This window comes from Pseudomonas sp. PSB18, assembly GCF_014596565.1.
Classification (GTDB): Bacteria; Pseudomonadota; Gammaproteobacteria; order Pseudomonadales; family Pseudomonadaceae; genus Aquipseudomonas.
On sequence record NZ_NOIN01000010.1, the window covers coordinates 68919 to 94014 of the forward strand.

General features: G+C 61.8%; 21 protein-coding genes. 15 read left to right on the forward strand and 6 right to left on the reverse strand.

Annotated features, from left to right (window positions below):
- Positions 1-190: 190 nt before the first annotated feature.
- Both rnhA and CGA22_RS21805 read right to left on the reverse strand, forming a co-directional pair.
- Positions 191-643, reverse strand: coding sequence for a ribonuclease HI (gene rnhA, locus CGA22_RS21800; protein WP_041024176.1), 453 nt, complete (start codon positions 641-643; stop codon positions 191-193).
- A gap of 88 nt (positions 644-731) precedes the next feature.
- Positions 732-1490, reverse strand: coding sequence for a class I SAM-dependent methyltransferase (locus tag CGA22_RS21805; RefSeq protein ID WP_041024177.1), 759 nt, complete (start codon positions 1488-1490; stop codon positions 732-734).
- A 65-nt stretch (positions 1491-1555) separates the two neighbouring features.
- On the opposite strand from CGA22_RS21805, the gene gloB reads away from it, so the two are divergent.
- The 9 genes from gloB (at position 1556) to CGA22_RS21850 (ending at position 13397) form a co-directional block, all read left to right on the forward strand.
- Positions 1556-2323 (forward strand): hydroxyacylglutathione hydrolase, encoded by a 768-nt coding sequence (gene gloB / locus CGA22_RS21810; RefSeq protein ID WP_041024178.1) that lies wholly within the window; start codon positions 1556-1558, stop codon positions 2321-2323.
- Between the two features lie 99 nt (positions 2324-2422).
- On the forward strand, positions 2423-3874 hold the full coding sequence (locus tag CGA22_RS21815; RefSeq protein WP_041024179.1) for a transglycosylase SLT domain-containing protein: 1452 nt from the start codon (positions 2423-2425) through the stop codon (positions 3872-3874).
- A gap of 227 nt (positions 3875-4101) precedes the next feature.
- Positions 4102-5934, forward strand: coding sequence for an extracellular solute-binding protein (locus CGA22_RS21820; protein WP_041024180.1), 1833 nt, complete (start codon positions 4102-4104; stop codon positions 5932-5934).
- Positions 5931-7784, forward strand: coding sequence for an extracellular solute-binding protein (locus CGA22_RS21825; RefSeq protein ID WP_041024181.1), 1854 nt, complete (start codon positions 5931-5933; stop codon positions 7782-7784). Before CGA22_RS21820 ends, CGA22_RS21825 begins: the two co-directional genes overlap by 4 nt.
- A gap of 4 nt (positions 7785-7788) precedes the next feature.
- Positions 7789-8862, forward strand: a complete 1074-nt coding sequence (locus CGA22_RS21830; protein WP_041024182.1) for a microcin C ABC transporter permease YejB — start codon at positions 7789-7791, stop codon at positions 8860-8862.
- Between the two features lies 1 nt (position 8863).
- A complete protein-coding gene (locus tag CGA22_RS21835; protein WP_041024183.1) occupies positions 8864-9883 on the forward strand; it encodes an ABC transporter permease in 1020 nt (339 codons plus the stop codon).
- Between the two features lies 1 nt (position 9884).
- A complete protein-coding gene (locus CGA22_RS21840) occupies positions 9885-11495 on the forward strand; it encodes an ABC transporter ATP-binding protein (protein WP_041024184.1) in 1611 nt (536 codons plus the stop codon).
- 19 nt (positions 11496-11514) lie between these two features.
- Positions 11515-12309: an enoyl-ACP reductase FabI gene (fabI, locus tag CGA22_RS21845; protein WP_003202751.1), complete on the forward strand. Its 795-nt coding sequence runs from the start codon at positions 11515-11517 to the stop codon at positions 12307-12309.
- Positions 12310-12572: 263 nt separating this feature from the next.
- Positions 12573-13397 carry a helix-turn-helix transcriptional regulator gene (locus CGA22_RS21850; protein ID WP_041024185.1) on the forward strand — a complete coding sequence of 275 codons (825 nt, stop codon included), beginning with the start codon at positions 12573-12575 and terminating at the stop codon, positions 13395-13397.
- Between the two features lie 63 nt (positions 13398-13460).
- Here the strand turns inward: CGA22_RS21850 and CGA22_RS21855 are convergent, their stop codons facing one another.
- Entirely contained in the window at positions 13461-14048 is a 588-nt protein-coding gene (locus CGA22_RS21855; RefSeq protein WP_041024186.1) for a LysE family translocator, read from the reverse strand.
- Positions 14049-14224: 176 nt separating this feature from the next.
- On the opposite strand from CGA22_RS21855, the gene CGA22_RS21860 reads away from it, so the two are divergent.
- The 4 genes from CGA22_RS21860 (at position 14225) to CGA22_RS21875 (ending at position 18113) form a co-directional block, all read left to right on the forward strand.
- Positions 14225-15679, forward strand: a complete 1455-nt coding sequence (locus CGA22_RS21860) for a TrkH family potassium uptake protein (RefSeq protein ID WP_041024187.1) — start codon at positions 14225-14227, stop codon at positions 15677-15679.
- Positions 15680-15748: 69 nt separating this feature from the next.
- Entirely contained in the window at positions 15749-16831 is a 1083-nt protein-coding gene (locus CGA22_RS21865) for a bifunctional transcriptional activator/DNA repair enzyme AdaA (protein WP_041024188.1), read from the forward strand.
- A gap of 22 nt (positions 16832-16853) precedes the next feature.
- A complete protein-coding gene (locus CGA22_RS21870) occupies positions 16854-17486 on the forward strand; it encodes a DNA-3-methyladenine glycosylase family protein (protein WP_041024189.1) in 633 nt (210 codons plus the stop codon).
- A 138-nt stretch (positions 17487-17624) separates the two neighbouring features.
- A complete protein-coding gene (locus tag CGA22_RS21875; RefSeq protein ID WP_041024190.1) occupies positions 17625-18113 on the forward strand; it encodes a GFA family protein in 489 nt (162 codons plus the stop codon).
- Positions 18114-18208: 95 nt separating this feature from the next.
- Here CGA22_RS21875 and CGA22_RS21880 read toward each other — a convergent pair whose 3' ends face one another.
- Complete coding sequence (locus CGA22_RS21880) at positions 18209-18814, reverse strand: tRNA-(ms[2]io[6]A)-hydroxylase (protein ID WP_041024191.1); 606 nt, start codon at positions 18812-18814, stop codon at positions 18209-18211.
- A 163-nt stretch (positions 18815-18977) separates the two neighbouring features.
- Between CGA22_RS21880 and CGA22_RS21885 the strand changes: the two genes are divergently transcribed.
- On the forward strand, positions 18978-19841 hold the full coding sequence (locus CGA22_RS21885; protein WP_041024192.1) for a universal stress protein: 864 nt from the start codon (positions 18978-18980) through the stop codon (positions 19839-19841).
- Between the two features lie 190 nt (positions 19842-20031).
- Here CGA22_RS21885 and CGA22_RS21890 read toward each other — a convergent pair whose 3' ends face one another.
- Positions 20032-20502 (reverse strand): DUF1289 domain-containing protein, encoded by a 471-nt coding sequence (locus CGA22_RS21890; RefSeq protein ID WP_041024193.1) that lies wholly within the window; start codon positions 20500-20502, stop codon positions 20032-20034.
- Positions 20503-20908: 406 nt separating this feature from the next.
- On the opposite strand from CGA22_RS21890, the gene acnB reads away from it, so the two are divergent.
- A complete protein-coding gene (gene acnB, locus CGA22_RS21895) occupies positions 20909-23518 on the forward strand; it encodes a bifunctional aconitate hydratase 2/2-methylisocitrate dehydratase (RefSeq protein WP_041024229.1) in 2610 nt (869 codons plus the stop codon).
- A 261-nt stretch (positions 23519-23779) separates the two neighbouring features.
- On the opposite strand, the gene CGA22_RS21900 is transcribed toward acnB, so the two are convergent.
- Positions 23780-25060, reverse strand: a complete 1281-nt coding sequence (locus tag CGA22_RS21900) for a serine/threonine transporter (RefSeq protein ID WP_041024194.1) — start codon at positions 25058-25060, stop codon at positions 23780-23782.
- Positions 25061-25096 lie beyond the last annotated feature (36 nt).

A 25096-nucleotide genomic window follows, 5' to 3' on the forward strand; every position in this document is an offset into this window, starting at 1 on the left:
TCAGCTCTCAACGGGCGTGCTTGCAAAAGCGGGGATGGTAACACGCCCGAGGAGAACTGCCGCAGTCAGACCTGTGGGAGCAAGGCTTGCCCGCGATGCAGTCGATGCGGTCTTTGAAATAGAGGCGTCTGTTTCGCGAGCAAGCTTTGCTCCCACAGAGCCCCCCACCACAGAGCGCTTCGCTGAAGCATCAGGCCTGCTTGTAACCCCGCACCTCATCTACCCCACGGTTGGCCAACTGGTCGGCCCGTTCGTTGCCGTGGTGGCCGATGTGTCCGCGTACCCACTTCCAGGTCACGTTATGGCGACTGACCTGCTCGTCCAGCAGCTTCCAGAGGTCGGCATTCTTCACCGGTTCCTTCGCGGCCGTCTTCCAACCGCGCTTCTTCCAGTTGGCCATCCACTCGTTGATGCCTTTCATCACATACTGCGAGTCGGTCACCAGCAGTACGTCGCAGGGGCGCTTGAGCTCTTCCAGGCCGCGGATGGCGCCCATCAGCTCCATGCGGTTGTTGGTGGTATTGGCTTCGCCCCCCCAGAGCTCTTTTTCCACGCCCTTGCAGACCAACAGCGCGCCCCAGCCGCCCGGACCGGGATTGCCCTTGCAGGCGCCGTCAGTGAAGAGTTCTACGCTATCGCTCATGCCCATCCATCCAGAAAAAATGCAAAGGCCTGCTCGTCGGGACCGCCAACCTCCAGGTTGACAGTGCCGGGCAGGCCATCAGAAACGGTTATGGCTCGATATGGCGACGATTGACCTTGGCCATCGGCAAGGGAATCAGCTTGCCCATCGGCTCGCGTCGCACCTGGCGCACCGGGCGCAGCCCGACTGCGATCTTGCGCGCCACCAGCAGATAGAAGCCGCCACCGGACAGTTGCCAGTCGCCGGCCTTGCGTTCCCACCCGGCCAGGCGGGCTTGCCACTTGGGCGACGCAAGCGGCGGACGATAGCACCCGAAGCGGCGTTTCTCCAGCGCGAAGCCCAGCAGGTTGAGCCAGTCGCCCACTCTCGATGCCGAGATGCAACGGGCCTGGCGCAAGGCGTCATGGGCGAAGACATGGCGCAGTCCCCAACTGCTCCAGGGGTTGAGGCCGATGATCAACAGATGCCCACCCGGACGCACGCTGCTGGCGGCTTCACGCAGCAGGCCGTGGGGGGACAGGCAGAAATCCAGGCCGTGCTGCATCACCACCACATCGGCGGCGTGCTCGCTCAACGGCCAGGCCTGCTCCTCGCAGACGATCTCCACCCCGGGCAGTGGCGCGCCCAGGCGCACGTTGCGCTGGACCTGGGGTGCCGACGGCGGCGTCTGCGCCGACGGGCCGTAATGCACCAGGTAACCACCGAAAAAACGACCCAGCTCGTCTTCGAGCATGCGCCGTTCCTCTTCCAGCAAAAATTGCCCGACGGGGCCGGACAGCCATTCACGGGCTGCGCTGATCAATGCCAGCCAGTCGGGATCAGCCTGAGCGAACGCTTCGTCAGTCATTGCATTCTCCAACGCGTCAGGAAGTTCTAAGATGCGCCTTTGTTTTCCGCTTGGCGAATTCCGCGATGATACAGATCAGTGCCCTGCCCGCCTTCACCGATAACTACATCTGGTTGTTACAGGATCACTCCAGCCGCCGCTGCGCTGTGGTCGACCCCGGTGACGCCGCGCCAGTCCAGGCCTGGCTCGATGCCCATCCGGACTGGATCCTGAGCGACATCCTGATCACCCACCATCACCATGATCATGTCGGCGGCGTCCAGGCGCTGAAAAATGCGACGAACGCCACCGTCCACGGCCCCGCCAGCGAGAACATCCCGGCGCGGGACGTGGCGCTCGAGGACAACGACCAGGTCAAGGTGCTCGGCCTGGACTTCGATGTCTACGCCGTGCCCGGTCATACATTGGGGCATATCGCCTATTACCACCATGGTCTGTTGTTCTGCGGCGATACCCTGTTCGCCGCCGGTTGCGGACGGCTCTTCGAAGGCACGCCGGAACAGATGCACCATTCCCTTGGCCGCCTCGCTGCCCTGCCGGACGATACGCTGGTCTATTGCACCCATGAATACACCCTCAGCAACCTCAAGTTCGCCGCGGCGGTGGAGCCGGGCAACCCGGACATCGCCGCCCGCCTGGAAAAAGTCGGCCGGCAACGCAACGAGGGCATCATGACCCTGCCGTCGACCCTGGCCCTGGAAAAACTCACCAATCCGTTCCTGCGCACCGCTGAAACATCCGTTAAACAAAAAGCAGACGAACGGAACGGCCAGCGAAACGGGACGCCGAGTGAGGTTTTTGCGGCCTTGAGGGCTTGGAAAGATAAGTTCTAAGGCCCCCATCGACTGATACAAAAATTCTGAATGGTTGACCTGTTGGGGTGCGCTTTCTAGAATCGGCCGACATTTTTGCCCGGAACTTACTTCCAGCCAATGTCGTCATCCATACGCAGGTCCGTCCCGTCAGCTACATTGACCCGCCTGGCTCAAGCCATCGCGGTGGCTGTGTCCGCCATCCTGGCGGGCTGCCAGAGCACGGGCCAGATGCCCCAGAGCGACACGGCCAAGCCGAAGAATGTGGCGGCCCGCGCCAAGCAGAAGCCGGTCTGGCTCAGCGAGAAACCCACCCCCCAGGTGCCCCAGGACATCTGGGAGCGCATGCGCCAGGGCTTCCAGTTGCAGGAGACCGCCGGAGTCAACCCGCGTATCGAGCAACAGCGCCTGTGGTTCGCCAGCAACCCGTCGTTCCTCGAGGGCGCCGGTGAGCGCGGCAGTCTGTACATGCACTACATCGTCGAACGCCTCGAAGAGCGCAACATGCCGCTGGAGCTGGCGCTGCTGCCGGTGATCGAAAGCGCCTACAACCCCATGGCCTATTCCCGGGCCAACGCCGTGGGGCTCTGGCAGTTCATCCCGTCCACGGGGCGTTACTTCAACCTGCGCCAGACCCGCTTCTATGACGGGCGTCGCGACATCACCGCCTCCACCACCGCGGCCATGGATTACCTGACGCGCCTGCACGACATGTTCAACGGTGACTGGCTGCTGGCGCTCGCCGCCTACAACGCCGGCGAAGGCACAGTCAGCCGCGCCATCGAGCGTAACGAAAAGCTTGGCCTGCCCACCGACTACTGGAACCTGCCGCTGCCCGCCGAGACCCAGGCCTATGTGCCCAAGCTGCTGGCATTGTCCCAGGTGGTGCTCGCCCCCGATGCCTATGGCGTGAACCTCAACCCGATCGCCAACGAGCCCTATTTCCAGGTCGTCGAGATCAACCAGCGCATGGACCTGTCCAAGGTCGCGGCGGTGGCCAACATCGACGAGGACGAGCTGTTCCAGCTCAACCCGGCCTTCAAGCAGCGCACCACCATCGACGGCCCGCAGCACCTGCTGGTGCCCACGTCCAAGGCCCAGTTGCTGACCGCCAGCCTGTCGACCATGCGTCCAGAAGAACTGATCAGCCAGCACTCGCTCAAACCGGTTTTCGAAACCGCCGATGACAGCGAAGTGGAAGGGATCAGGCGCAGCTACCGGGTCAAGCGCGGTGACAACCTGGCCCAGATCGCCAAGGCCAACAACGTCCAGACCAAGGACCTGCAACGCTGGAACAAGCTCAGCGGCAACAAGCTCAAGGTCGGCCAGACCCTGGTGATGCAGGACGCCAAGGCGACCAAGGCCACCGGCAAGCGCATCAATACCGTAGTGGCCGCCAACAGCAAGGGCCAGAAGCAGCAACAGACCCAGTACAAGGTCCAGCAGGGCGACTCGTTGTACGTGGTCGCCAAGCGCTTCAATGTCGAAATGCAACACCTCAAGCGCTGGAATCCACGCATGGGCAAGGCCCTCAAGCCTGGACAGATGCTGACGGTCTATTCCCCTCACTGACCCACAGACCTGTGGAGCAAAGCCCTGTGGGAGCAAAGCTTGCTCGCGATAGCGGTGCACCAGCCAGAACAGTTGTCGACTGACACCCTCAATCGCGAGCAAGCTTCGCTCCCACAGGTTCGCGGCTTAACTGACCGGCATTCACCCCAGGCCTCCTTTTTCCTGCCGATACAAGCTGTTACTGTACAGGCCATAAAAGCCCAAGCCGCCTGGATCGGATACCAGACTTGATACGTCCCCTCCTCCTGCTCCTGATCAGCCTGGCCCTGAGCTTCCCCGCCAGCGCAACCATCAGCGAAAGCCATGGCTACGCACAATTCGGCACGCTCAAGTACCCGGCCAGATTCACCCACTTCGACTGGGTCAACCCGCAAGCGCCCAAGGGCGGTACCTTGCGGGTCATGGCGTTCGGCACTTTCGATACGCTCAATCCCTACACCTTCAAGGGCAGCAGCCCGGTTTCCACGCCCAATTTCCTGCAATACGGCATCAACGAGCTGAACGAGCCGCTGATGGTCGGCACGGGCCAGTACGCGCCCTCCGGCGATGAGCCCACGTCGAGCTATGGCCTGATCGCCCAGAGCGTGGAATACAGCGAAAACCGCAGTTGGGTGGTCTTCAACCTGCGGCCCGAGGCGCGGTTCCATGATGGCGTGCCGATCACCGCCTATGATGTGGCGTTCTCCTACCGAACGCTGCTCAAGGAGGGCCACCCGCAATACCGCACCAGCCTGCAGGAGGTGCTGCGGGTCGACATCCTCAATCCACTGAAAATCCGTTTTGTCTTCAAGCGCGCGGGCAATCCGTTGTTGATCCTGCGCCTGGGCGAGCTGCCTGTGCTGCCCCAGCATTACTGGGAGAATCGCGACTTCAAGGCCACCACGTTCGAGCCGCCCCTGGGCAGCGGCCCTTACCGGATCACCAAGGTCCAGCCTGGCCGCCAACTGGTGTTCGAGCGGGTCAAGGATTACTGGGGCAAGGACCTGCCGGTCAATCGCGGCAAGTACAACTTCGACCGGATGGAAGTGGAGTTCTACCGCGACAGCGACGTGGCCTTCGAAGCCTTCAAGGCGGGCGAGTTCGACATCTACATCGAGCACCAGGCCAAGAACTGGTCCAACGGCTACGATTTTCCGGCGGTCAACCGCGGCGATGTGATCAAGGCGCAGATTCCCCACCAGATCCCGACCCAGACCCAGGGCCTGTTCATGAACACCCGGCGCAGCACGTTTGCCGAGGTCAAGGTGCGCGAGGCCCTGGGGTTGATGTTCGACTTCGAGTGGACCAACCGCACGCTGTTCAGCAGCGCCTACAAGCGCACCCTCAGTTACTACCCCAACAGCGAATTCTCCGCCAGCGGCCTGCCGGTGGGGCACGAATGGCTGCTGCTCAAGCCGTACCGCGAACAACTGCCGCCCCGGCTGTTCACCGAACCCTTCAGCCTGCCCCATACCGATGGACGCGGCATTCCCCGGGAAACCCTGCGCAAGGCCCTCGGCTTGCTGAAAGAAGCTGGATGGACCCTCAACGGCCAGCGCCTGTTGAACGCCGACGGCAAGCCCCTGAGTTTCGAGATCCTGCTGGTGAACCCGAACCTGGAGCGCATCCTGCAGCCCTATATCGAGAACCTCACCAACATCGGCATCCAGGCCCGCCTGCGTACGGTGGATCGCGCCCAGTACAAACAGCGCCTGGACCAGTTCGACTTCGACATGGTCCTGCTGACCCTGAACCAGACGCTCAGCCCGGGTCTGGAGCAGTGGCAGTACTTCCACTCCAGCCAGGTCGGGGTCAAGGGCAGCAAGAACTACGCCGGCATCGCCAACCCCGTGGTCGACCACCTGCTGGAAAAGCTGCTCGCCGCCCAGACCCGCGATGAACAGGTCGCCGCCGGCAAAGCCCTGGACCGTGTACTGTTGTGGCAGCACTACTGCATTCCCAACTGGTATCTGAATTATCATCGCCTGGCCTACCGTAACCGGTTCGCCTTTGTCACCACGCCGCCCTACACCCTGGGCCTGAGCGCGTGGTGGCTGAAATCTTCGGAGAAAGATCAATGAAACCTTTACGCGCCCTGCTCCTGCAGGCTGGCGGCCTGCTTTTCGCCGGGCTCGCCTGTGCCGCGCCGCAGCACGCCGTGACCTTGTACAACGAGCCGCCGAAATACCCGGCCGACTTCAAGCATTTCGACTACGTGAACCCGGACGCGCCCAAAGGCGGGATATTCCGCCAGGGTGGCTTTGGTGGTTTCGACAGCCTCAACCCGTTCATCAGCAAAGGCGTGCCGGCCGATGACATCGGCCTGATCTACGACACCCTGGCCAAGCAAGGCCTCGACGAGCCCTTCACCGAATACGGCCTGATCGCCGAAAAGATCGAGAAAGCCCCGGACAATGCCTGGGTGCGCTTCTACCTGCGCCCCGAAGCCCGGTTCAACGACGGCCATCCGGTACGCGCCGAGGACGTGGTCTTCAGCTTCCAGACCCTGACCAAGGACGGCGCGCCGATGTTCCGCGGCTATTACAACGATGTCGCCGACGTCGTCGCCGAAGACCCGCTCAAGGTGCTGTTCAAGTTCAAGCACACGAACAACCGTGAACTGCCGCTGATCCTCGGCCAATTGCCGGTCTTGCCCAAGCATTGGTGGGCCGATCGCGATTTCAACAAGGGCAACCTGGAGATCCCCCTGGGCAGCGGGCCCTACCGGGTCACCGAGGTGAAAGCCGGGCGCTCGGTCCGCTATGAACGGGTCAAGGACTATTGGGGCAAGGACCTGCCGGTCAATCGCGGCTTCTACAATTTCGATGTACTGACCACCGACTACTACCGCGACAACACCGTCGCGGTCGAGGCGCTGAAAGCCGGGCAGTTCGATTTCTGGCTGGAAATGACCGCCAAGAACTGGGCCAACGCCTACAACATTCCGGCCGTCACCGAAGGGCGGCTGATCAAGGAACAGATTCCCAACGGCAACCCCACCGGCATGCAGGGCTTTGTCTACAATCTCCGTCGCCCGGTGTTCCAGGACGTGCGGGTGCGCAAGGCCCTGAGCCTGCTGTTGGACTTCGAATGGACCAATAAACAACTGTTCAACGGCGCCTATGCCCGCACCCGCAGTTATTTCGAGAACTCGGAAATGGCTGCCACTGGCCTGCCCGGCGAGGACGAACTGAAGATTCTCGAGCCCCTGCGCGGCAAGATTCCCGAGCAGGTCTTCACCGAAGCGTTCCAGCCTTCGATATGCGATGGCAGCGGCATGATCCGCGACCACCAGCGCCAGGCCTATCAATTGCTGCAGGAAGCCGGCTGGCGCATCGTCGACGACAGGATGGTCGATGCCCAGGGCAAACCGGTGGTGCTGGAGTTCCTGCTGGCCCAGACCGAGTTCGAACGGGTACTGCTACCGTTCAAGCGCAACCTGAGCGACCTGGGCATCGAGCTGGTGATCCGGCGGGTCGACGTTTCCCAGTACATCAACCGCGTGCGCTCCCGGGATTTCGACCTGGTGGTGGGGAGCTTCCCGCAGTCCAGCTCGCCGGGCAACGAACAGCGCGAGTTCTGGATGTCGGCCGCCGCCGACAAGCCCGGCAGCCGCAACACCATGGGTTTGAAGGATCCGGCCGTTGATCAGTTGGTGGAACAACTGATCAACGCCGATTCACGCAAGAGCCTGGTCGCCCACGCCCGGGCCCTGGATCGCGTGCTGCAATGGGGCTACTACGTGATTCCCAACTGGCACATCAAGACCTGGCGCGTGGCCTACTGGAACCACATCGGCCACCCGAAAGTCACGCCGACCTATGACATCGGCACGACCACCTGGTGGGTCAAGCCGGACACCAAGCCTGCCGATGAAGTAAAGCAAGTGATCGAACAACAGAACAACGCTGCCCCGGCGAGCGTGGAGTAACCCGATGCTGGCTTATATTTTCCGGCGGCTGCTGCTGATTATCCCGACCCTGTTCGGCATCCTGCTGATCAACTTCGTCATCATCCAGGCCGCGCCCGGCGGGCCGGTAGAGCAGATGATCGCCAAGCTCGAAGGCTTCGAAGGCGCCACCAGCCGCATCGCCGGCGGCGGCGCGGAGGTATCGGTGGCCGGCTCTTCCTATCGCGGCGCCCAAGGCCTGGACCCGGCACTGGTCAAGGAAATCGAGCGCATGTACGGCTTCGACAAGTCGGCGCCCGAACGCCTGTGGATCATGATCAAGAACTACGCCCACCTGGATTTCGGCGACAGTTTCTTCCGCGACGCCAAGGTCATTGACCTGATCAAGGAAAAGATGCCGGTGTCCATCTCCCTCGGACTGTGGAGCACGCTGATCATGTACCTGGTGTCGATCCCGCTGGGGATCGCCAAGGCCACGCGGCATGGCAGCCATTTTGACGTGTGGACCAGTTCGGCGATCATCGTCGGCTATGCGATTCCGTCATTTCTGTTTGCCATCCTGCTGATCGTGGTGTTCGCCGGAGGCAGCTATTTCGACTGGTTCCCGTTGCGCGGGCTGACCTCGAACAATTTCGACCAGTTGAGCTGGGGCGGCAAGATCCTCGATTATTTCTGGCACCTGGCCCTGCCGGTGACCGCCCTGGTGATCGGCAACTTCGCCACCATGACCCTGCTGACCAAGAACAGCTTCCTCGATGAGATCAACAAGCAATACGTGGTCACCGCCAAGGCCAAGGGCCTGACCCGCAACCGGGTGCTCTACGGCCACGTGTTCCGCAACGCCATGCTGCTGGTGATCGCCGGTTTTCCTTCGGCGTTCATCGGCATCTTCTTCACCGGCTCCTTGCTGGTGGAGGTGATCTTCTCCCTCGACGGGCTCGGGCTGATGAGTTTCGAAGCGGCCATCAACCGCGATTACCCGGTGGTCTTCGGCACCCTGTTCATCTTCACTCTGCTGGGGTTGGTGGTGAAACTGATCGGTGACCTGACCTATACCTTCGTCGATCCACGCATCGACTTCGAAAGCCGGGAGCATTGAGATGAACCTGTCCCCTCTCAATCGCCGCCGGTTCGAACTGTTCAAGGCGAACAAACGTGGCTGGTGGTCGCTGTGGTTGTTCATGATCCTGTTCGTGCTCAGCCTGGGCGCCGAACTGATCGCCAACGACAAGCCCCTGGTGGTGCATTACGACGGCGGCTGGTATTTCCCGGCCCTCAAGCGCTACCCGGAAACCACTTTCGGCGGCGAATTCCCGCTGGAAGCCAACTACAAGAGCCCGTATATCCGCGAATTGCTGGCGGCCAAGGATGCCTGGGTACTGTGGGCACCGATTCCGTTCAGCTACCAGAGCATCAACTACGACCTGAAGGTCCCGGCCCCCGCACCGCCCTCCGCGGTGAACTGGCTGGGCACCGACGACCAGGGGCGTGACGTGCTGGCCCGGGTCATCTATGGCTTCCGCATTTCAGTGCTGTTCGCCCTGACCCTGACACTGCTCAGCTCGATCGTCGGCGTCATCGCCGGCGCCTTGCAGGGGTTCTATGGCGGTTGGGTCGACCTGGCCGGCCAGCGGTTCCTGGAGATCTGGTCCGGCCTGCCGGTGCTTTACCTGCTGATCATCCTGGCCAGTTTCGTCCAGCCCAATTTCTGGTGGCTGCTGGGGATCATGCTGCTGTTCTCCTGGATGAGCCTGGTGGACGTGGTACGCGCCGAGTTCCTGCGCGGGCGCAACCTCGAATACGTGCGGGCCGCCCGGGCCCTGGGCATGCAGAACGGCGCGATCATGTTCCGGCATATCCTGCCCAACGCCATGGTTTCGACCATGACCTTCATGCCGTTCATCCTCACCGGCGCCATCGGCACCCTCACAGCCCTGGACTTCCTCGGCTTCGGCCTGCCGGCCGGCGCGCCGTCCCTGGGCGAGCTGGTGGCCCAGGGCAAATCCAACCTCCAGGCGCCCTGGCTGGGCATGAGCGCGTTCGCGGTACTCGCGATCATGCTGAGCCTGCTGGTGTTCATCGGCGAGTCCGCTCGCGATGCCTTCGATCCGAGGAAGTGACATGAACCAGGACAATCTGATCGAAGTCCGCGACCTGGCGGTGGAATTCGTTGTCGGGCAACACCGCCAGCGCGTGGTCGAGGGTGTCAGTTTCGACATCAAGCGCGGCGAAACCCTGGCCCTGGTGGGGGAAAGCGGCTCGGGCAAATCGGTGACCGCCCACTCGATCCTGCGATTGCTGCCCTACCCGCTGGCCCATCATCCCACCGGCGTCATCCAGTATGCCGGGCAGAACATGCTGGGGCTGAAGGAAAAAACCATCCGTCACATCCGCGGCAACCGGATCGCGATGATCTTTCAGGAGCCGATGACGTCCCTCAATCCGCTGCACTCCATCGGCAAGCAGATCAATGAAGTCCTCGGCCTGCACAAGGGCCTGACCGGCAAGGTCGCGACCCGTCGAACCCTGGAATTGCTGGAACTGGTGGGCATTCCCGAGCCGCACAAGCGCCTCAAGGCCCTGCCCCACGAACTGTCCGGCGGCCAGCGCCAGCGGGTGATGATCGCCATGGCCCTGGCCAACGAGCCGGAACTGCTGATCGCCGACGAGCCGACCACCGCCCTGGACGTCACCGTCCAGCTGAAAATCCTCGATCTGCTCAAGGATCTGCAGGCACGATTGGGCATGTCGCTGCTGCTGATCAGCCACGATTTGAACCTGGTCAGAAGAATTGCGCATCGCGTATGTGTCATGCAGCGCGGTTGCATCGTCGAACAGGCATCGTGCGCAGAGTTGTTCCGCGCGCCGCAGCATCCGTACACTCGGGAACTGCTGGCCGCCGAGCCCAGCGGCAACCCGGCAAACAACGTGGTCGGCCCGCCGCTGTTGCAGGTCGAGGACCTGAAAGTCTGGTTCCCGATCAAAAAAGGCCTGTTCAAGCGCACGGTGGATTACATCAAGGCCGTGGATGGCATTCGCTTCAGCCTGCCCCAGGGCCAGACCCTGGGCATTGTTGGCGAGAGCGGCTCCGGCAAGTCGACCCTGGGGCTGGCGATCCTGAGGCTGATCGGCAGTCAGGGCGGGATCCGCTTCGAAGGCAAGCAGTTGGACAGCCTGACGCAGCAGCAGGTACGACCGCTGCGCCGGGAGATGCAAGTGGTGTTTCAGGACCCGTTTGGTAGCCTGAGCCCGCGGATGTGTGTGGGGCAGATCGTCGGTGAAGGCCTGCGGATCCACAAGATCGGCACCGAAGCCGAACAGGAACACGCGATAATCGCGGCATTGAAGGAGGTAGGCCTGGACCCGGAAACCCGGAACCGCTACCCCCATGAATTTTCTGGAGGGCAACGGCAGCGTATCGCCATTGCCCGGGCCCTGGTGCTCAAGCCGGCGTTGATTCTACTGGATGAACCGACGTCGGCCCTGGACCGTACCGTGCAACGCCAGGTGGTGGAGCTGTTGCGGTCGCTGCAAACCAAGTACAACCTGACGTACCTGTTTATCAGCCATGACCTGGCTGTCGTCAAAGCGCTGAGCCACCAATTGATGGTGGTCAAGCATGGCCAAGTGGTCGAACAAGGTGATGCCCGCAGCATATTCGCCGCGCCGCAACACCCCTATACACAGCAGTTGCTGGAGGCCGCCTTCCTGGCCCCACCAACTGCCGAATAACCTGAAAGAGGAGCAACACATGGGTTTTCTCGCCGGTAAGCGCGTACTGATCGTCGGTGTCGCCAGCAAGCTGTCCATCGCATCCGGCATCGCCGCCGCCATGCATCGCGAGGGCGCTGAACTTGCCTTCACTTATCAGAACGACAAACTCAAGGGTCGTGTCGAAGAATTCGCCCAAGGCTGGGGTTCGAGCCCTGAGCTGTGCTTCCCGTGCGACGTGGCCAGCGATGAAGAAATCGCCAAGGTCTTCGAAGAACTGAGCAAGAAGTGGGACGGCCTGGACTGCATCGTGCACTCCGTGGGCTTCGCCCCGGGCGACCAGCTGGACGGCGACTTCACTGAAGCCACCACCCGTGAAGGCTTCCGCATCGCCCACGACATCAGCGCCTACAGCTTCGTCGCCCTGGCCAAGGCCGGCCGCGAGATGATGAAGGGCCGCAACGGCAGCCTGCTGACCCTGTCGTACCTGGGCGCCGAGCGCACCATGCCGAACTACAACGTCATGGGCATGGCCAAGGCCTCCCTGGAAGCCGGCGTGCGCTACCTGGCCGGCTCCCTGGGCCCGGACGGTACCCGCGTCAACTGCGTCTCGGCCGGTCCGATCCGCACCCTCGCCGCTTCCGGCATCAAGAACTTCCGCAAGATGCTGGCCGCCAACGAAGCGCAAACCCCGCTGCGTCGCAACGTCACCATCGAAGAAGTCGGCAACGCCGGCGCCTTCCTGTGCTCCGACCTGGCGTCGGGCATCAGCGGTGAAATCATGTACGTGGACGGCGGCTTCAACACCACCGCCATGGGCAACATCGAAGAATAATCTTCGCCGCGCCTGAAAAACGCCGCTCGTCCTGAAGAGGACGAGCGGCGTTTTTCATTCCCGATTCCGCAGCCACCCCATCCCCCTTGTGGGAGCGAGCCTGCTCGCGATGGCTATCTGTCAGTCGCATCAGTATTGGCTGAGCCACCGCTATCGCGAGCAGGCTCGCTCCACAGGGTTTCAACGGGTCGGGCGACTCGTGGGGGCATTTGCCGGCGAGGGCCTATACACTGCGACACAGGTTCAATAAGAGGCGCCGACCGATGAAGCCCATCCCCCAGGATTCCGCCCCCCGTTTCTGGCGCGATGCAGCCTTGCCCTTCATCGAAGCCCGGGCTATCGCGGATGGGCGCAAGGTCTGTTACTCGCGGCATTCCCACGACCATTTCTCCATCGGGGCGATCACCGCCGGATGCAGCACCTACGTGCATGAGCAGTCGAACTTCAAGGTCGAGAGCGGCACCGTGGTGCTGATGAACCCTGGAGATGTCCACGCCTGCAACCCGATTGACGATCAGCCATGGTCATACGTGATGCTCTACGTCGACACCCTGTGGCTAAGGGACCTGCAGCGACGGATCGGCTTTGACGAGCAGCTGGAATTCCAGGGTTTTGCCACTACCCACAGCCGCGACGCCGAGCTGTTTGCCGCACTGCAAGGGTTGTATGAGCAGTTGGTGGATGAACGGCTCGCCCCTTCGTCCAAACAGGCCGCCGCCGAGGCGTTCTTTACCGATCTGCAGCAGCGTCTCAACCCGGCGGGGCGTCCGGACCGGGGCAGCCATCCAGGGTTGATGCGGGCGGCGCAGTTTATCCATGACCATTGCACCGAAGCCTTGAAGCTCGAAGACATCTGCGCCGCCGCGCAACTGTCGCCGTCGTACCTGAGCCGCGCCTTCAAGCGCCACTACGGGATGACGCCCCACGCCTTCCTGGTCAATCGCCGGATCCAGTTCGCCCGCCGGCAATTGCGCGAAGGCAAGCTGATCGCCGACGTCGCGCTGGACAGCGGATTTGCCGATCAGGCGCATTTCCAGCGAGCCTTCAAGCAGCACCTGGCGGCGACGCCAGGGCAATATCGAGGCTGACACGAGGCCATCGGGTGATCCCCTCGCCACAAAAAGCTTGCAAGTCAAAACACCCGTGACACCTCAAGGCAGCAACAGGTACATCGCGCTGGCTACCAGCAACCCCGCCATCGTCCGGTTGAACCAGCGCATGGTCGCCGGATTGCCCAACCAGTTGCGCAGGAAACTGCCGGCATACGCCCAACAGCCCACCGAGACGTAGCAGATCACCAGGTAGACGGCTGCAAATTGCCAGACCAGCCTCGCTTCGCCATCGGCGACGAAGGCACCCATCCCCGCGACACAGGCCAACCAGGCCTTGGGATTGAGCCATTGCATCAGTGCTCCATGAAACATCGAGGGCGCGCGCCCTTCGTCCGAGCTTCCCAGGTGTCCGTTATCCCGTGCCAGCTTCCAGGCCATGAACAACAGGAACGCCACGCCACCCAATTGCACCACTCGCGTGAGGCCGGGCCAGCGCTGCAAGACTTCATGCAAGCCCAGCCCCATCAGCACCAGCAGCAGGACAAAGCCCAGGGTTGCACCGGCCACATGGCGCAACGTCGCCCGAAAACCGTACCGGGCCCCGGAGCTGAGGGCCACGATATTGACCGGACCTGGCGTGATGGAGGCGACAAGCGCAAACGCCGCCATGGAGAAAAACAGAGTCATCGCATACCTTCTTCATGTTGGTGAGGGGGTGCTCACAGTAAATCTGCGCAAACCGCAGGTATTGCACAAAACTGCCCCATCGCAACCACGCGGTATCCGGTGATTTTTTCGTAAACTGTATGCGAATCCGGCCAGTGGAGCCGATACTGTGCGGCTATCTCAGTCAGGCGTGCCCTATGTCCTTTGCGGTATTGCGATTCATTGGCTTCATTCTCGGTATTTTCCTGATCACACTGGCCGCGAGCATGGTGATTCCGCTCATCACGTTGATGATCTATGGGCGAAACGATGACCTCTCGGCATTCCTGTGGTCGAGCCTGATCACCTTCACCTGTGGCATCGCGCTGGTCGCTCGCGGACGGCCCGCACACACGCAGATGCGCCCTCGGGACATGTACCTGTTGACGACCGCCAGCTGGGTCGTCGTCTGCGTGTTCTGCGCACTGCCGCTGGTGTTCATCCAGCACATCAGCTACACCGACGCCTTTTTCGAGACGATGTCAGGCATCACCACCACCGGCTCGACCGTCCTGACCGGGCTGGACAGCGCATCCCCCGGCCTGTTGATCTGGCGCTCGATGTTGCACTGGCTTGGCGGGATCGGCTTTATCGGCATGGCGGTAGCGGTCCTGCCGCTGCTGCGGGTCGGCGGCATGCGACTGTTCCAGACCGAGTCGTCGGACTGGTCGGAAAAAGTCACTCCGCGCTCCCACGTCGCAGCGAACTACATTCTGTGGATCTATATAGGATTGACCGCTGTGGCGACCCTGGCCTTGTGGCTGGCAGGCATGACGCCTTTCGAAGCGATCAATCATGCGATGTCCCTGATCTCCACGGGCGGCTTTTCCACGTCGGACGCTTCCCTGGGACACTGGCCTCAACCGGCGATCCATTGGGTGTCGGTCGTCGTCATGATGGCCGGTTCGCTGCCATTCACCTTGTATGTGGCCACCTTGCGCGGCAACCGGCGAGCCTTGTTCAAGGATCAGCAAGTCAGGGGTTTTGTCGGCTTTCTGGTCGTCACCTGGCTCGTGGTAGGCACATGGCTGAGTCTGAACAGTGACTACACATGGTGGGATGCGGTCCGTATCGTGGCCGTCAACGTGACGTCCGTGGTCACCACCACGGGCGTTGCGCTGGGTGACTACACCCTATGGGGCAGTTTTGCCTTGTTGCTGTTCTTCTACCTGACGTTCGTCGGCGGCTGTTCCGGATCAACCGCCGGCGGCCTGAAGATCTTTCGCTTTCAGGTGGCCGGAGCCCTGCTGATGGGCAACTTGAAACAACTGATCCATCCCCGGGCCGTGATTCAGAAAAAATACAACAACCATCCCATCGATGAGGAAATCGTTCGCTCGCTGCTGACGTTTTCATTCTTTTTCACCATCACCATCGGCGCTATCGCCCTGGGACTGGCACTGATCGGACTGGACTGGACAACCGCCTTGACCGGCGCGGCCACCGCCGTGTGCAACGTGGGGCCGGGGCTGGGATCGATCATCGGCCCGGCGGGTAACTTCTCGACATTGCCGGATGCCGCAAAATGGCTGCTGACCGTTGGCATGCTGCTGGGTCGCCTGGAGATCCTCACCGTCCTGGTGCTATTCACGCCGGTGTTCTGGAAGTATTGAACAGACCCGGAAAATTCACTGTCGATTTTTCGGTGGAGCTGAGCAGGGCACGGTTCTATGCTCAGCCCCATGAACAGACAAGACTCGCTGCTCCCACCCCACGCCGAAATGGTCCGCGCCATGCTCGAACGGGACACCGCCTACGAGGGGGTGTTCTTCACCGCGGTCAAGACCACCGGCATTTTCTGTCGCCCAGCCTGCACGGCGCGCAAACCCAAACCGGAGAACGTGGAGTTCTTCGCCCATGCTGACGACGCGCTATCGGCCGGCTACCGCGCCTGCCTGCGCTGCAAGCCCCTGGACGCTGCCGCCATCGCACCGGACTGGATCCAGGCGCTGCTCAAGGCCGTCGATGCCGAACCCGATCTACGCTGGACGGACGCCCTGCTGCTGGAACAACGCATCGAACCCTTGAAACTGCGGCGCTGGTTCAAACAGCATTTCGGCATGACCTTTCACGCCTACCTGCGCACCCGGCGCCTGGGCATTGCCCTGGGTGGCATCAAGGAGGGCAATTCCATCGACAACGCGGCGTTCGATTCGGGCTACGAGTCCCTGAGCGGCTTTCGCGATGCGTTCGTGAAGTCTTTCCACATCACCCCCGGCCGGGCCGCCCAGAGCGAACCCCTGTTGTTCACGCGCCTGACCACACCATTGGGGCCAATGCTGGCCATGGCCGAACGACGCGGACTGGTGCTGCTGGAGTTTCTCGACCGCCCGGCCCTGACCCGGGAAATCGAGGAACTGCAACAGCGCTACGGCTACACCGTCGCGCCGGGGCACAACGCACACTTGCAGCAGATCGAAACCGAACTGACGGATTATTTCGCCGGGAACCTCACGACATTCAACGTCCCGTTACACATGCCTGGCAGTGCATTTGCCATCCGGGTCTGGGGCGAACTGCAAAAAATCCCTTATGGCGAAACTCGCAGCTACGGTGCCATCGCCGCCATCCTCGGTAGCCCTGGCGCCAGCCGCGCCGTAGGGTTGGCCAATGGTCAGAATCGCCTGGCCATCGTTGTACCGTGCCATCGGGTAATCGGTGCGGACGGCTCCCTGACCGGCTATGGTGGCGGGCAACCGCGCAAGGCCTTCCTGCTGCGACTGGAAAAAGCCGCCATGCAGATTTCCCTGCCCCTGGCGTTCTGACCATCCCGAGGACACAGACCCGATGCCCGTGCCGTACCACGATGCCAGCGTCTTTCTTGCCAACCTCGATGAAGATTGGCGGCGTCACGTCGAAACGACCGGCCCTTGCCTGCTGCAGCCCAAGCCGGCCCGCGATCCCTACGAAGTCCTGGTGCGGGCCATCGCCTACCAGCAACTGCATGCCAAGGCGGGCGATGCGATTTTCGGTCGACTGCTGGCGTTGTTCCCGACGCAGCCGTTCCCCAAACCGGAGCAGATTCTGGCGACCGACTTCGAGCTGCTACGCGGTTGCGGATTCTCCGCCAGCAAGATCGCAACCATCCAGGGCATCGCCCAGGCGGCCCTGGACGGTGTGGTGCCGGATTACCCGACAGCGTTGGCGATGGACGACGAAGCCCTGATCGAACGCCTGGTCACCCTGCGCGGCGTCGGTCGCTGGACCGTGGAAATGTTGTTGATCTACAGCCTGGAGCGACCGGACATCCTGCCAGTAGACGACTTCGGTGTACGCGAAGGCTATCGGCGCCTGAAGGGCCTCGAACGACAACCCGGTCGCAAGCAGATGATCGACATCGGCCTGGCCTGGAGCCCCTATCGGACGGTGGCGGCGTGGTACCTGTGGCGGGTGCCGGTGCCTGGCCGTGGGACCGCGTGATCGTTCTTCGCGAGCAGGCTCGCTCCCACAGAGGATCGCATTTCAATGTGGGAGCGAGCCTGCTCGCGATGGCGTCAGACCTGTCGAACGCTGACCGTCTACGCTGTCCAGGATCATTCCATCCCCTCGGAGGCTCCCATGCAGCTTGAAGGTTCCTGCCATTGCGGCGCGGTGTCATTCAGCCTGACCTGTGCCCACCCCTACCCTTACCAGCGCTGCTACTGCTCGATCTGTCGCAAGACCCAGGGCGGCGGCGGTTTCGCGATCAACCTGGGCGGCGATGCCCGCAGCCTCAAGGTGCGCGGTCGTCGGCACATCTCGATCTACCATGCGAAGCTCAAGAACGAAGGCGATAAACGCGCCCACCGCAGCAGTGCCGAACGGCATTTCTGCTCCCTCTGCGGTTCGGGATTGTGGCTGTTCAGCCCTGAATGGCCGGAATTGATCCACCCTTTCGCCTCGGCCATCGACACGCCACTGCCGGTTCCGCCGGAGCACACCCACCTGATGCTTGGTTCCAAGGCTCCCTGGGTGGAAGTCGAAGCGCACCCGGGAGACCAGCGGTTCGAGGTTTATCCCGAGGAATCCATTGCCCAATGGCATGAGCGCCTGGGGTTGAAGGCTTAAGGCCCCATCGCGAGCAGGCTCGCTCCCACATGGAAACGCATTCCCCCTGTGGGAGCGAGCCTGCTCGCGATGGCGTCAATACCGACAACGCTGCACTACAGCGCCGGCACACCACTGTGAAAACGAAACTCCACATCCGGCGACGCGATCAGGTCCCGCTCGGCCTCACGCACCTTGTCGATCACCTGGGCGATGTCCTTGGCATCACCATACTGGTAGGCCAGTTTCAGGTAACCCTGGAAATGCCGGACCTCGCTTTTCAGCAGGCCGAAATAGAACTTGCCCAGCTCTTCGTCCAGGTGCGGCACCAATGCCTCGAAGCGCTCGCAACTGCGGGCTTCGATGAACGCACCGACCACCAGGGTATCCACCAGCTTGACCGGCTCGTGGCTGCGCACCACCTTGCGCAGGCCCGAGGCGTAACGCCCGGCGGAGAGCTGGCGCAGGCCAACCTTGCGCTTTTTCATCAGGCGCATGACTTGCTCGTGGTGCACCAGCTCTTCCCGGGCCAGACGCGACATCATGTTGATCAGATCGACATGGGAATGGTACTTGGCGATCAGGCTCAGGGCGGTGCTGGCGGCCTTGAACTCGCAGTTCTTATGGTCGATCAGCAACGTTTCCTGATCGGCCAACGCAGCCTGGACCCAGGCATCGGGGGTGCGGCAGCCAAGGAATTCGTGGATTTCGGGAAGGATCATGGGGCTCACGGGCAAAAGGTAGTCGAGCGAAGGGCGCCGATTATACCGGCCTGCCCCCAGACCACCAGTCACCGTCGTTGATATGCGTCAAGTCGCAGACGCTTCATAGCAACTAGAACTATAGTTGAGCAACGCCACGCGCTTTCATCTGGAGACACCGATCATGCAAGCCATTCGCAGCATCCTGGTGGTCATCGAACCCGAGCACTCGGAAAGCCTGGCGCTCAAACGCGCCAAGTTGATCGCCGGCGTGACCCAGGCTCACCTGCACCTGTTGGTGTGCGACAGAAAGCACGACCATGCCAGCATGCTCGGCGTGCTGAAGGCTGCATTGCTGGCCGATGGCTACAGCGTGACCACCGAACAGGCCTGGAACGAAAGCCTCTACGAAACGATCATCGACGTGCAGCAGGCCGAAGGCTGCGGACTGGTGATCAAGCAGCATTTCCCGGACAGCCCGCTGAAGAAAGCCCTGCTGACGCCAACGGACTGGAAACTGCTGCGCCATTGCCCGACCCCGGTATTGCTGGTGAAAACCGCAGGTTCCTGGCGGGACAAGGTGATCCTGGCCGCCGTTGACGTGGGCAATGCCGACGGTGAACACCGGCACCTGCACACCACCATCATCGACCACGGCTATGACATCGCCCGCCTCGCCAAAGCCCACTTGCATGTCATCAGCGCCCACCCTTCGCCGATGCTCTCGGCGGCCGACCCGACGTTCCAGCTCAAGGAAACCATCGAGGCCCGCTATCGCGAGCAATGTCGCTCGTTCCAGGCGGAGTTCGACATCGATGACCAGCACCTGCACATCGAGGAAGGCCCGGCGGACGTGTTGATCCCGTTCATGGCGCACAAACTGCAGGCGGCGGTGACCGTGATCGGCACCGTGGCCCGCTCCGGGCTGTCAGGGGTGCTGATCGGCAATACCGCCGAAGCGGTGCTCGATACCCTGGAAAGCGACGTGCTGGTGCTCAAGCCGCAGGAGGTGGAGGATCATCTGGTGGAGTTGGCGGTGAAGAACTGAAACACCACCCTTGTGGGAACTACCTTTGTGGCGAGGGGATTTATCCCCGCTGGGGTGCGCAGCAGCCCTGAAACCAGCCGCCTCGCTGTGTCAGATAGATTGAGCTCACAGTGATGGGGCTGCTACGCAGCCCAGCGGGGATAAATCCCCTCGCCACAAAGAATGTCAGCGGGCCACAAGGAGCACAGTCTCAACCGCCAAACCCGTCCTTCAGGAACCCCGGCGCGATGTAGCGCTGGTAATGCGCTTCGGACAGCAGGAAAAACTCCCGGTCGATGGCGTCCCGCAGGTCCGGCAGTTCCCAGTCGCGGAATTCCGGCAGCAGCACCATGCCATAGGCTTCGAGGTTGTTGATCACCCGGGCACCCCGAGCGATCAACTGATAAGCCCAGCAATATTCCGACTGGTGCGCCACAAAGCGGATCTGACGCGCGACCAGTTGCTCGCGCAGCAGGCCGGGGTCGAACACCTCGAGTTTCGCCACCATGACCTGCACCAGCAGTTGCTCCAGGCGCATCCACACCGCGCGTTTCTCGTCCTCGTTGTAGCCGTTCCAGTGAATCACCTCATGGTGGAAGCGCTTGCAGCCACGGCACACCAGGTCACCGTAGACAGTGGAGCAAAGGCCGACGCAGGGGGTCTTGATGAGCTGGTTGGGCATAACGGAACGCACACGCAAAAGCAGGACAGGCCGGCATGTTAGCCCTTTGTCTAAGATTGATCACCCCTCAAACTTCCCGGCCCAACTTACCTTTAATTTTTTTTTCCCGTAGAATCAGCCAGCCTTTTAAGGCGCCAATGTCCGTTAGAAGCTGTTTTCAAAGCGTCACGAGCACAGTCGTTCCTTCAGAACGGTGTTGGCGAAGGGTCTTTCCAGCGGGGAAAGCCCAACGCCAACCCTCATCAGCTCCCCGTTCTGCAGGCGTAAAACTTTGAAAGCAGCTTCTGTGAGGAACCCCGGAAACCCTGGCATGGTGGCCCAAAAAGCCCCCGACGCGCATGGGTACCGCGGGTTTCTGGATGAGCGTCCCGGACACCCATTTGGGACCACTGATGAGGGTAATACTGTGCTTGAAGCCTACCGCAAACATATCGAAGAGCGTGCAGCACTGGGTATCGTTCCCCAGCCGCTCAACGCCGAACAAACCGCAGGCCTGGTCGAGCTGCTGAAGAATCCCCCGGCTGGCGAAGAAGCTTTCCTCGTTGACCTGATCACCAACCGCGTTCCACCGGGAGTCGACGAAGCCGCCTACGTCAAGGCCGGTTTCCTCTCCGCCCTGGCCAAGGGTGAAGTCCAATCCCCTCTGCTGGACAAGAAGCGCGCCGTTGAACTGCTCGGCACCATGCAGGGCGGCTACAACATCGTGACCCTGGTGGATCTGCTGGACAACGCCGAGCTGGCGCCAGTGGCCGCCGAAGAACTCAAGCACACCCTGCTGATGTTCGATGCCTTCCACGATGTGGCTGAAAAAGCCAAGAACGGTAACGTCCACGCCAAGGCCGTGCTGCAATCCTGGGCTGACGGCGAGTGGTTCAAGAAGCGTCCGGTACTGGCCGACAAGATCAGCCTGCGGGTCTTCAAGGTCACCGGCGAAACCAACACCGACGACCTGTCCCCTGCCCCGGACGCCTGGTCGCGCCCTGACATCCCGCTGCACGCCCTGGCCATGCTGAAAATGGCCCGTGACGGCATCGTTCCGGACGAGCAAGGCAAGACCGGCCCGATGAAGCAGATCGAAGAGATGCGCAACGGCGGCTTCCCGATCGCCTACGTCGGTGACGTGGTCGGTACCGGTTCCTCGCGTAAATCCGCCACCAACTCGGTGCTGTGGTTCTTCGGCGACGACATTCCGTACGTGCCGAACAAGCGCGCTGGCGGTTTCTGCTTCGGCAGCAAAATCGCTCCGATCTTCTACAACACCATGGAAGACGCCGGCGCCCTGCCGATCGAATTCGACGTGTCGAACATGAACATGGGCGACGTGATCGACCTGTACCCGCACGCCGGCAAGGTCTGCAAGCACGGTACCGACGAAGTCATCACCACCTTCGAAATGAAGACCCCGGTCCTGTTGGACGAAGTCCGTGCCGGTGGCCGTATTCCGCTGATCATCGGCCGTGGCCTGACCGAGAAGGCGCGTGCCGAGCTGGGCCTGCCGCCGTTCGACCTGTTCAAGAAGCCTGAAGCCCCTGCCGCCAGCACCAAGGGTTTCACCCTGGCGCAGAAGATGGTCGGCAAGGCGTGCGGTCTGGCAGAAGGCCAAGGCGTACGTCCTGGCACCTACTGCGAACCGAAGATGACCACCGTGGGTTCCCAGGACACCACCGGTCCAATGACCCGTGACGAGCTGAAAGACCTGGCCTGCCTGGGCTTCTCCGCTGACCTGGTGATGCAGTCGTTCTGCCACACCGCGGCGTATCCAAAGCCGATCGACGTGACCACCCACCACACCCTGCCTGACTTCATCATGACCCGTGGCGGCGTTTCCCTGCGTCCGGGCGACGGCATCATCCACTCGTGGCTGAACCGCATGCTGCTGCCAGACACCGTCGGTACCGGTGGTGACTCCCACACCCGTTTCCCGATGGGCATCTCGTTCCCGGCCGGTTCCGGCCTGGTGGCGTTCGCCGCTGCCACCGGCGTCATGCCGCTGGACATGCCGGAATCGATCCTGGTGCGCTTCAAAGGCAAGATGAAACCTGGTATCACCCTGCGTGACCTGGTTCATGCCATTCCTTACTTCGCCATCCAGAACGGCCTGCTGACTGTCGAGAAGAAAGGCAAGAAAAACGCCTTCTCCGGCCGCATCCTGGAAATCGAAGGCCTGGAAGGCCTGACGCTGGAACAGGCTTTCGAGCTGTCCGACGCGTCGGCCGAACGTTCGGCTGCCGGTTGCACCATCAAGCTGTCGAAAGAGTCGATCACCGAGTACCTGCAGTCCAACATCACCCTGCTGCGCTGGATGATCGGCGAAGGCTACGGCGATGCCCGCACCCTGGAACGTCGTGCCCAAGCGATGGAAGCCTGGATCGCCAACCCTGAGCTGATGGAAGCCGATGCCGACGCCGAATACGCTGAAGTCATCGAAATCGATCTGGCCAACATCAACGAGCCTGTGCTCTGCGCGCCGAACGACCCGGACGACGCCCGTCTGCTCTCCAGCGTGGCTGGCGAGAAGATCGACGAAGTGTTCATCGGTTCGTGCATGACCAACATCGGTCACTTCCGCGCTGCGGGCAAGTTGCTGGATCAGGTCAAGGGTCAGCTGCCAACCCGTCTGTGGCTGTCGCCGCCGACCAAAATGGACGCTCACCAACTGACCGAAGAAGGCTACTACGGCATCTACGGCAAGGCCGGTGCACGCATGGAAATGCCAGGCTGCTCGCTGTGCATGGGTAACCAGGCACGCGTCGAGCCGAACAGCACCGTGGTGTCGACCTCGACCCGTAACTTCCCGAACCGTCTGGGCGACGGCGCGAATGTCTACCTGGCTTCGGCCGAGCTGGCGTCCGTTGCATCGATCCTGGGTCGCCTGCCGACCGTCGAGGAGTACATGGAATACGCCGGCAAGATCGACAGCATGGCAGCGGACGTGTACCGCTACCTGAGCTTCGACCAGATCGCCGAGTTCCGTGAAGCGGCTGCAAACGCCAACATCCCGGTCGTTCAAGCCTAAGGCTTCGACGCTCGACTGAAAACGCCGCCCTTCTTGCGAGGGGCGGCGTTTTTTTATGCCTGGGCTTTTGATGCAAGCCGGACCGCCGCTATCGCGAGCAGGCTCGCTCCCACAGGGGATTTGGGGTGGACACAGTTCCCGAGAACACCTCAGAGCCTGTGGGAGCCGAGCTTGCTCGCGATGGCGGCGGCACATCCAGCATCACCGCAACTGCCCCACCGCATTCGCGAGCAAGCTCGGCTCCCACAGGGATTTGTAGTGTCAAGCCGTGAGGGAATAGACCAACGCGGTAATCGCCACCAGGCCCACCGATACCACGAAGACATTGGACGCCTGGCCGCGGTAGCGGGCCATGGCCGGGACCTTGCGGATGGCGTACATCGGCATGAGGAACAGGATGGCCGCGATCACCGGGCCACCCAAGGTCTCGATCATGCCGAGGATGCTCGGGTTGAGCGTGGCGACGATCCAGCACACCAGCAACATGAACACCGCCGTCAGGCGGTCCAGGGTCTTGGCTGCCGGGCGACGGCCGCTCTTGACGATCAGGCCCTTGAGGCCTTCACTGGCGCCGATGTAGTGCCCCAGGAACGACTTGGAAATCGCCACGAAGGCAATCAACGGCGCCGCAAACGCGATGGTCGGGTTGCTGAAATGGTTGGCCAGGTACGACAGGATCGACAGGTTCTGTGCTTTCGCTTCGGCCAGTTGCGCCGGCGACAGGGTCAGTACGCAACTGAACACGAAGAACAACACCATCACCACCATCAACACATGGGCACGGGACAGGATCTGCGCGCTGCGCTGTTCGGCGCCCTCCCCATAGCGGCGTTTCTGGTCCACCGCGAACGCCGAGATGATCGGCGAGTGGTTGAACGAGAACACCATCACCGGAATCGCCAGCCACAGGGTGTGCAACAGTGCCGAAGGAGCCGGCAGCGTGGAAGCAGTGCTCAGGATACCGCCGCTCCAGTGCGGGATCAGGAACACCGCCAGGAACAGCAGCGCAACGATAAACGGGTAGACCATCAGGCTCATGGCCTTGACGATCGCCTGCTCGCCACACCGCACCACCGCCAGCAGGCCCAGGATCAACACCAGGGACAGCACCGCGCGGGATGGCGGCTGGATATGCAGTTGATGCTCCAGGAAGCTGCCCACCGTGTTGGTCAGCGCCACGCTGTAGATCAGCAGAATCGGGAAAATCGCAAAGAAGTACAGCAAGGTGATCAGCGCGCCGGCCTTGATGCCGAAGTGCTCCTCCACCACCTCGGTGATGTCCGCCCCATCACGACCGGACAGCACAAACCGAGTCAGGCCCCGGTGCGCGTAGAAGGTCATGGGAAATGCCAGCACTGCCAGGATCAGCAAGGGCCAGAAACCGCCCAGGCCGGCATTGATCGGTAGAAACAGCGTACCGGCACCGATGGCGGTACCAAACAGGCCCAGCATCCAGGTCGTGTCCTGGCGACTCCATTGACTGAGGGTGGCTGGGGCTGTCGATTCAAAGCGCTCTTCGACGCTATTGGCCTGATCATTCATCCGGTCGGATCTCCGCTTTCCGGTCATATGTACCCG